Source organism: Terriglobia bacterium (genome assembly GCA_036496425.1).
In the GTDB taxonomy this organism is placed as follows: domain Bacteria; phylum Acidobacteriota; class Terriglobia; order 20CM-2-55-15; family 20CM-2-55-15; genus 20CM-2-55-15.
In genome coordinates this window covers 1-8878 of the sequence record DASXLG010000061.1, presented here as the reverse complement: position 1 = coordinate 8878, position 8878 = coordinate 1, and the positions used below count along the sequence as shown (strand labels likewise).

Genomic DNA, 8878 nt, shown 5'->3' with positions numbered 1-8878 from the left:
TGTCGTTGCTCATGACAGCCCTTGTCCAGAGAGAAAGGAGAAATAAATGCAACATCGCAAGTTGCTTCATTTGTTCAATGAAGCAACTTGCGATGATGCGCTGACCTGAATGGTTTTAGTTACGATGCTCTCTGCTGACGTGTGCGGCGGGACAGAATCTCATCGATGACATGCGCCTCGGCCGGCTTTGTCAGGTGCGCGTCGAATCCGGCGGCCTTCGCCGCTTCGACATCGGAGTCGCGCCCATAGCCTGTCAAAGCCACCAGCACAACGTCATCCAGCAGGCGGTTTTCCCGCACCCGCCGCGCGACTTCGTATCCGCTCATGATGGGCAGGCCGATGTCGATCAGTGCGACGTCCGGATGTTCGAGCACGACCATTTCCAACGCGGAGCTTCCATCGGCTCCCTCCACGACGGTGTGTCCCATCGACTCCAGCAGTACACGGAGCATCTCGCGGGAGTCGTCCTGGTCTTCCACAACGAGCACGCGCCGGGCCGTCGCCGCGCGATGAGACTCGTTGGTGTGGTGAATCATGGCGTGAGGCTGCCGTGGAAGCGTAACGATGAATTCGCTTCCCAGTCACTCCGGCGCTGTGCGCTTCAACCTGGCCGCCGTGAAGTTCGACAATCTGGCGGACCAGCGTCAAGCCGATGCCGAGACCGCCGGTGGAACGTTCCAGCCCCTGTTCATCCTGGACGAACATTTCGAAGATGTCGGACAGCATCGCCGGTGAGATGCCGCGGCCCTGGTCTTTGACTCTGAGGATGATGGAATCGCCATCGGCGTTGGCGGATAGCAGAATCGGGCTTCCCGGAGGCGAGTAGCGGGCAGCGTTCGACAGGAGATTGACGACAACCTGCTGAATACGCGCCCCGTCGCCTCTCAGCGGCAGGAACTCGCCCGGAAGCTCGGTCGTCAATTTCGTCTGGCGTTCTTCGAGTGCGGGCGTCAGCGCCTCGATTGCCGTGCGGATCACTTCGCGCAGGTCGATGTCTTCTTTACGCAGCTCGATGCCGCCGCGCGTAATCCGGGAGACATCGAGGAGATCATCCAGCAGCCGGGCCATGTGCTTCGACTGGCGCTCGATGATTTCCCGGGCTCTCTCCACGGCCTTGCCGCCGGCGCTTTCCGAGCGCATGACTCTGGCCGCGCTGACCACCGCCGCCAGAGGATTGCGCAGTTCATGCGACAGCATTGCCAGGAATTCCTCGCGGCGTCTGGCGCCCGTCCGGATTTCTTCGTCGGCCCGCTTGCGGTCGGTGACATCGAGGAAAGTCACGACAGCTCCGACGATTTGAGTTCCGCGCCGGACCGGGTAACTCCAATACTCCGCGAAAAACTTCGTTCCATTGGTGCACCAGACCGGTTCTTCGTCGGAGTGAGCGCCTTGCCCCGTAACCAGCACCCGATAGAGCGGGCAGTCTTCTTCGGCATGCATACCGGCCGTGCCGGGCTGGTGGATGATGCGATGGATATGGCGGCCGATGACTTTTTCCGCCGAGCTGTAACCCAGCATCCGGACGCAGGCGGGATTCACAAAAGCGCACAGGCCGTCCGGCCCGATGCCGATGATGGCTTCGGCGGTCGAATCGAGTAGCAGACGAATGCGGCCTTCGCGTTCGGCGATGTCATTTTGAGCTTCGCGGAGCGTCTTGACGTCGCGGACGATCATCGAGCCGCCGGATACGCGTCCGTCGGAATCGAGAATCGGCGAAATGCTGATTGATACATCGACAAGCGCGTCATCTTTGCGGACGCGCAGCATCTCCGCATGTTCAACACGTTCGCCGCGCCGCACGGCATCGAGTAATGCCGGAATCTGATCTTTCTGGGAGGCCGGAGCGAGCATCCGGATGTCCCGTCCGATCACCTCTTCCGCGGAATAGCCGTAGAGGTGCTCCGCTCCGCGGTTCCATGTGGTGATCACGCCGTCGACAGTCTGTCCGATGATCGCGTCGTCCGACCATTCGACGATCTCCGACATCTGCCGCAGTTTGGAACGGACGCGGTCGAGCGCCGAGATGTCCGTCAACGACAGAACGACGCCCTCGATCCGTCCGGCGGCCGGAGTCGCAAGCGGCGACTCTTTTTCGCCGTGCGAGGTGGCGCGATACGGCAAAATTCGAAGGAAGAACGTCGTGCCTTCACTCTCGCGGACCTCGTCTTCGATCACGATGCCTTCGCACATCGCAAGTTCGATATCGTTCAACAAGGTCGGACGCTGCAGATTGTAGGAAAAGTGCCGGATGCTGCGTCCGACATCCTGGGGCTGAATATGAAACACGCTGGCGATCTTCGGCGTGTATTTGCGGATGCGGAGATTGGAATCCAGAAACAGCGTGCCCACATCCGTGCTTTCGAGGAAGTGCTGCATGTCGACGTTCAGTTCGCGCAGCTCCGCGATTTTCCGCTGCAGTTCGGCGTTCACGGTGTACAGCTCTTCGTTGACGGAGTGCAGTTCCTCGTTCGTGCTCTGCAATTCCTCATTGGAGGCCACCAGTTCTTCGTTGGTTGCCTGAAGTTCTTCGTTGCTCGTCTGCAGTTCTTCGATGGTGGATTGCAGCGTTTCGCGGGTATAGGAAAGCTCGCTTTCCAGCGTGTTCATCCGGTCCTGCGCTGCCTGAGAAGGGGTCAGGTCGCCGGCTTCCGGTCTCGGCTGCTGCCGGCGTTCTTCGGTGCTTTCACTTTCAAACGATATGAGAACGTGCGTCGCGTTTGTTCTGGGATTGTTAAAAGCTTCCGCCGAAAGGGTACAGCGGCGTGTCCTGGCGCCGTCGGCAATCGGGACGCCGGTATAATGCACAGGGCCTTCGCCTTTGAGCGCGCGCTGAATGGCGCCGGCAACGACGGTGCGCAGATCGCCGTCGAGGAGATCCAGGATATTGATCGAAGGACGCCGCTTGCCGATCCGGAATAGACGTTCCGCTCCTCCGAAACTGTCGACCAGATGGCGGTCTTCGTCGACCAGGAAGCTGGGCGGCATATGCCGGTTGAGCAGTTCGTCGTACACGTTGAGCAGCTGCGTATCGGCCAGCGCGGCTCGTGAATGTCCGAGGAACAGTTTCGACTGGCCCGGAGTCCTTTTGGAGACCGGCATGCGCAGGGGCTCCAACAGCCGGATATCCCGCCGTTTGCGGTAAAACTTCCAGTGTTCATTCACTGTGTCGAACTCGCTTGCGAGAGTTCCTGCCGTCTCGCTCGATCCGAGGAAAAGGAAGCCGCCCGTAATCAGGCCGAAGTGAAACAGCGACAACACGCTTTTCTGCGCCGGCGGCTCGAAGTAAATAAGGAGATTCCGGCACGTAATCAGGTGCATCTTCGTGAAAGGCGCATCCTTCGTGATGTTGTGTGGAGCGAAGACAATCAGCTGCCGCAGATCCTGCGATATCTGGTACCCGTTCGGTTTCCTCCGGAAGAACCTCTCGCGCCGTTTTTCGTTGACGTGCTCGAGCTGCTCGTCGCCGTAAAAGCCGGCGCTGGCGTACGTCAAGGAAGCTGGGTGGACGTCGGTTGCGAGGATCTTGACGTTGAGCTGGCGGCCCCGCAGGGTGAGTTGCTCGAACAGCAGCATGGCGATCGAATACGCTTCTTCGCCGGTGGCGCAGGCGGCAATCCAGACGCGGATTTCCTCGCTTTCGGGAACGTGGTCGAGAATTTCGGGAATGACGTGCTGTTCGAGAAACTCGAAAGCTTCGGGATCCCTGAAAAAACGCGTTACGCCGATCAGCAGGTCGCGATACAACGAGCTGAGTTCTTCAGGGTCGACGCGAAGTCTGTCGGCATAACCCGCCAGATCGACCGAGCCGAGCAAATCAATGCGCCGCAGTATCCGCCGGCTGACGGTTGTCATTTTATAGAGGGAGAAATCGAGCCCGAATTGATCCCGGAGCAGCCGGAAGATCGACTCCATCGGCGTTTCATCCTCGAACGGATCCGGCTCGACGGCTTCCGACGATATTGCCGGATCTTCCATTAGAAAGCGGGGAATGTCCTGGGCCGCCGCCGATTGATCCACGACGCCGGTTGCGAGCGCACTCAACGGCATGCCGTCAAACTTCGCGCTGTCCGGATTTTCAACATAGACCCGGCCGCCAACGCGTTTGATTTCGCGGACTCCGCGGGAGCCGTCGCTGCCCGTTCCGGAGAGAATGATTCCGACGGCCTCCGTCCCGAGATCCTGGGCCAGAGAACGGAAAAAATGATCGATCGGCAGCGTCAAACCATGCGTCCGTTCCTTGTCGCTCAGAAGGAGACGCCGGTCTTGAATGATCATTTCCTTCTTGGGCGGCAGCAAATAAACGCGATTCGGCTCAACCTCGATATTGTGTTCCGCCTGCTTGATCGGCAGATCCGAGTGACGCGCCAGCAGTTCGTCCATCACGCTCCGGAAGTCGGGCGACAGGTGCTGGACCACCACGAAAGCCATCCCCGGGTTCGGCGGCAGATTCGAGAAGAATTGTTCGAGCGATTCGAGACCGCCGGCGGATGCTCCGATACCCACAACTCGAAAACTGGCGGGCGTGCTTTCAGGACTTTTCGATGCGGAACTGGACTCTGAGCTCAAGAGTATCCTCCCTACCATCGCGTTTTATCGGGCGTTATATAGCAAAAAAAATTCCAAATCGTCGCGAGGATGGTTGATTGCGGGAATCTCCAGGAAATTCCGAAACTTATCGCGACTGGCGGTAAGCGGGGTTCGTCGGAAGAACTCCGGCGGCGGTCACGAAATTCCTACACCCCAATAAATTTTCCCTGGAGGCGTTAGGATCTGGCAATCGCCGGCGGTTTCCATCCGCCGAGCTGTTTTTCAAGGAAGGCGGCAACGGCAAGAACGACATCTTCACGCCAGGGGCGGCCGACCACCTGGATACCGATCGGCAGTCCTCCGGGAGATGTCCCTGCACGCACGACGCAAACCGGCCAGCCTGTCATCGCGTAGGTTGTCATATATGTGAAGTCCAGATTGTGTTCACCCTCGGACTGCTGGCCATGGGGCAGCGCTGGAACGGCATTCGCAGGACACAGAATAATGTCATGGTTCTCCAGGAAGCCCAGCATCTCACTTCGGAACAGATCCAATTGAATTAGCGCGTTGTCCAGCTGTGCAGCCGATCCGCCCTGCGGGAGGTAGGCGCCGCGATTGCCCGCTTTCGCGAGAACCCTGGCCGCCAGACGGTCGAACGCGGAATCGATCACCGCGTCGGCGACCTCGGCTGTCCGTTCGATCCCCGGAGGCCGCCGCTCCTCCATCTGCAAAACGGCCGGCCCGAGCGCCATTGCGGCCGCGCGAACCGCCTGGATTGTTTCAGGAGTGCAGGCGCGGATGCCGTTATCCACATGGAAGGCGATACGCAGCTTTTTCAGAATGATGCGATTGGAAGGGCCCAGCGGCACGTCGCTGATGGCAGGGTCCTGGTAATCCGGTCCTGCGATCACGTGCAACACGAGTTCAAGATCTTCCACGTGCCGAGCCAGCGGTCCGATCTGCGTCCATGAATCCATTGCGCCCGACGCAAACGATATGATGTGCCCGGTCCGGGGAACACGCCCGGCGCTGGGCTTTAATCCCGTGATGCCGCAAAAGTGCGCCGGCGCGCGGATGCTGTCTGTCGTATCGCTGCCGATGTCGAACGGCGAGCCCGCCGCCGCCACGATCGCGGCAGGGCCGCCGCTGCTCCCTCCGGGAGTCCGGCGGAGATCGTAAGGATTATTCGTCCGTCCATAGACCGCATTGAAGGTTTCTTCCCCCGCCGTAATCTCCGGAGTGTTCGTTTTACCCAGGAGAATCGCGCCCGCGCGCCGCAGCCTGGCGACAGCGGTTGCGTCTTTCTGCGGAACATAATTCTTACGGCCGAGTGTTCCCGCCGTACTGATGACTCCCGCCGTGTCGAAGGAGTCCTTTATCGTCATTGGTACGCCGTGCAGCGGCCCCAATGTCTCCTTGCGTGCGAGTTTCGCATCCGCGGCTGCGGCTTCCATGAGGGCCCGGGCGCGGGCGAACATCACGACGGCGTTGATGGCCGGATTGACCTTGTCGATCTGCTTCAGGCAAGCCGTCACCAGTTCCGTTGAGGAAACCTGTTTCGCCTTAACCGCTTTCGCCATTGCCGAAGCCGACCAGTAGACCAGTGGCTCACGCGGTTGGACCTCGGGCAGACGGGACGATAACCCCGCCGCGCCAAACATCGCGATCAAATCTCGGCGGGAAATTCGCGAATCATGGGACATACGTTCGCTTCGAGCATACACCACCAGTATCTATTCGCACCCGGCCGGAGGAGAGACAAACGCATTTAATTGCCGGCAATTGGGACAATGAAAGAAGCCCACTCCACACCATTGCTTCAGCATGCCATTCTCGCGAAGTTGTCTTGCCGGTATTCCGGAACCGCACTTTGAGCAAACATTGAAGTAAGGACCACCTAAGGGAGGCAAAGAGGCCCCTTCGGGGGCGAATAAAAACCCCCAGCCATACTGGCTGGAACGGCACCCGAACAGCTTATCCATCAGACGTGTTACCGCATTTACAGCAATGATGCCTGTGCCGCTGGCGCCGTCAGGGATATGGAACAGGAAGCGAGCTGTTCGGGGATAATGCTGGTATTCCTGCTCTGTTGGTTTCTTCAGGTAAATAAAGCTGCTGAAGAGATCGACCGTCTGCGCCAATCGGAACCTGGTGAGATGATGTACCTCTTCTATCAACTGGTCGCGGCTGAAACGGTTTACGTGTCCACCGCCGGAAAAGACAAACCGATAGAGTTCGTCATCCAGGCCATACCCGTTGGGAATCGCAATCCAGATCAGTCCGTCATCCCTTAAGATCCGATTGATTTCTATTAGAGTCGCCCGGAAGTCATCAAAATGTTCCAAGGTATGGTGGCATACCACGACATCAATGGAACTGCCTTTGAGCGGTATCGCCGCAGAATGGGATTGAACAAAGCTGGCATGCGAGCATCCGGCTCTCTGAGGAACGTTCAGGTCCATTGCGATTATTCGGCAGTTATACACCTCATAATGAAAACTGCCAGAGCCGCAACCTAAATCGACCACACTCTGCCGTTCAGTTAATCCAGCTAGAACGTGGCCAAAAGGGTTTCCATCCATGCTCGTATTTATGCCTGAACCTGATGCCTACGACGCCGGCAACATCCGCGGCCTCAGGACTCACGCCGCGGATGTGTTCCCGGCGGCTCTATGAAACGCGGTCGAGAACCTGTTCAATCTCGGCCGGAAGCTCCACAAAAACAAAGCTCGATGCCGGATACAAATAGTCCTCACCCTCATCGTCGATGACACGGATGTAATCCGATCGAGCAGCGCTTTCGTCGGGAAGGACTTGGTAGATCTTTCGGGGAGTAAGCATATCGTCATCACCGGCCTTGATGCAGATTGCGAACTTAGGGGGTCGCCTTTCGGATTCAGCCATGATCAATCCAGGAATGTTTTGATTCTCATCATCTTTCTGCCGACGCCGTGAGCTTCAAACCAGTGTAACTCGGCGAAACGTATCCTACCATCCCGCGCGCGAACACGGGCTGTTCCTTTCTGCTTTCGCCAACGCCCGGCTCCATATCTGAAGGCGTATCTCTACCGTACAGCCGTTCAACCACGCGAGGTGTCTTTTCCACTGCCGTGCCGCCGCAAATTCATGGAGCATGAGATGGAATAAAATGTGTTGATTCAGAAATCATGCAAGGTTTGAAACTCGCCACGAGCCGCATGCGTCCAAACGGATCGGATTCCATGTCGTTCCCGTCCGGTCACTCGATGGAAGCCCTTCGCTGTCTCAGCCGTGCTGTGGAAGGAATACCATGACAGGCCCTGATTTTGAAACTGGTATACTACGGTAGTATGAAGGCAACTACCGTTAAGTTGGTGGTCCTATACTTCAAGAGTTGGAAGCCTTCAAGCGTCCGGATCAGACTTTGACGTCGCTGGTACGGGAACTATTGAAGGCCCAGATCCACCGTCAGAAGATGGCCCGCGCCGCCGAAGAATACGCGGCGTTTCTGAACGAGAATCCGGGAGAGTCCCTCGAGTTGGATGTTTGGGCGGCCGCTCCCTTGGAGAAAGCGCCGTCACGGCCTAAGAAAGAGCGATGACACGCGGGACGGTCATTTGGGTGGATCTTACCGACGCAACTCCCCCTGAAATGGGGAAAAGACGTCCGGCCGTGATTGTCTCGAACTCGATTCAAAATCTTTCGCTCGACTCCGTGGTGGCCGTGCCACTATCCTCGCGCGCTCCGGAGATTCCTCCGCTGCGGCTCGAGATCCGTCCCACCGGTCTTAAGGGCGCGGGGTACGCCGTCGTTCCCGCCATCCGTCGATTGAAGAAAAGCCGGATTCTCGGCACTGCCGGCAAGTTGAAGCCGCCGGAGATGGAGCGTCTCGATCGGGCGATTTCTGAGTATTTGTCGGACTAGACCCGATAGGCCGCCGGTTGCGGCCAAATCCCGCAAACAAATGACTTTTGATGTCAGTCAGGCAGACGCTTCTTTCGGGTCGACAGTTCATTCCTGGTGGGCCCTACTGATCCTCACCCCCGACCCTAAACCGTTCCGAACGGATAGGCAATTCAAACAGGCTCCTCCGCCACCACCAGGCCAGGCGGAAATGCCGGACCTCTATACCGCGATCCAGCAGCAGTTCGGTTTGAAACTGGAATCGACGAAGGCGCCGGTCGACGTGATTGTGATCGACCACGTCGAAAAACCGTCGGAGAACTAGCTACGTTCCATGATTGTCCACTCGGACTCATTCGCCGGTGTGATCTCTATTCTCCTGATCATGCTTGGAACGGCCCTCGCGTTGTCGGCGTCGGTTGTGCTCCTGCTGGCTGCGAAATTTCATCTGGCCGCGAAGGTCTTGAGG

At 58.1% G+C, this 8878-nt stretch carries 7 protein-coding genes and 1 pseudogene; 3 read left to right on the top strand and 5 right to left on the bottom strand.

Going from position 1 to position 8878, the window contains the following annotated elements:
• Nucleotides 1-119 precede the first annotated feature (119 nt).
• From VGK48_04040 to VGK48_04020, 5 genes and pseudogenes are all read right to left on the bottom strand, one after another.
• Nucleotides 120-428, bottom strand: coding sequence for a response regulator (locus VGK48_04040; GenBank protein ID HEY2380334.1), 309 nt, complete (start codon nucleotides 426-428; stop codon nucleotides 120-122).
• 151 nt (nucleotides 429-579) lie between these two features.
• Nucleotides 580-4584: pseudogene (locus VGK48_04035) on the bottom strand (chemotaxis protein CheB).
• Between the two features lie 179 nt (nucleotides 4585-4763).
• Nucleotides 4764-6230 (bottom strand): amidase, encoded by a 1467-nt coding sequence (locus VGK48_04030; GenBank protein ID HEY2380333.1) that lies wholly within the window; start codon nucleotides 6228-6230, stop codon nucleotides 4764-4766.
• Nucleotides 6231-6260: 30 nt separating this feature from the next.
• On the bottom strand, nucleotides 6261-7109 hold the full coding sequence (locus tag VGK48_04025; GenBank protein ID HEY2380332.1) for a class I SAM-dependent methyltransferase: 849 nt from the start codon (nucleotides 7107-7109) through the stop codon (nucleotides 6261-6263).
• Nucleotides 7110-7197: 88 nt separating this feature from the next.
• A complete protein-coding gene (locus VGK48_04020; protein HEY2380331.1) occupies nucleotides 7198-7368 on the bottom strand; it encodes a hypothetical protein in 171 nt (56 codons plus the stop codon).
• Nucleotides 7369-7900: 532 nt separating this feature from the next.
• Here VGK48_04020 and VGK48_04015 point away from each other — a divergent pair.
• Genes VGK48_04015 through VGK48_04005 form a run of 3 tightly spaced genes read left to right on the top strand, consistent with a single transcriptional unit; the run spans nucleotide 7901 to nucleotide 8734 of the window.
• Nucleotides 7901-8107 (top strand): hypothetical protein, encoded by a 207-nt coding sequence (locus VGK48_04015; protein HEY2380330.1) that lies wholly within the window; start codon nucleotides 7901-7903, stop codon nucleotides 8105-8107.
• Nucleotides 8104-8430, top strand: a complete 327-nt coding sequence (locus tag VGK48_04010; GenBank protein HEY2380329.1) for a type II toxin-antitoxin system PemK/MazF family toxin — start codon at nucleotides 8104-8106, stop codon at nucleotides 8428-8430. Before VGK48_04015 ends, VGK48_04010 begins: the two co-directional genes overlap by 4 nt.
• A gap of 40 nt (nucleotides 8431-8470) precedes the next feature.
• On the top strand, nucleotides 8471-8734 hold the full coding sequence (locus VGK48_04005) for a TIGR03435 family protein (protein ID HEY2380328.1): 264 nt from the start codon (nucleotides 8471-8473) through the stop codon (nucleotides 8732-8734).
• Nucleotides 8735-8878: the final 144 nt, after the last annotated feature.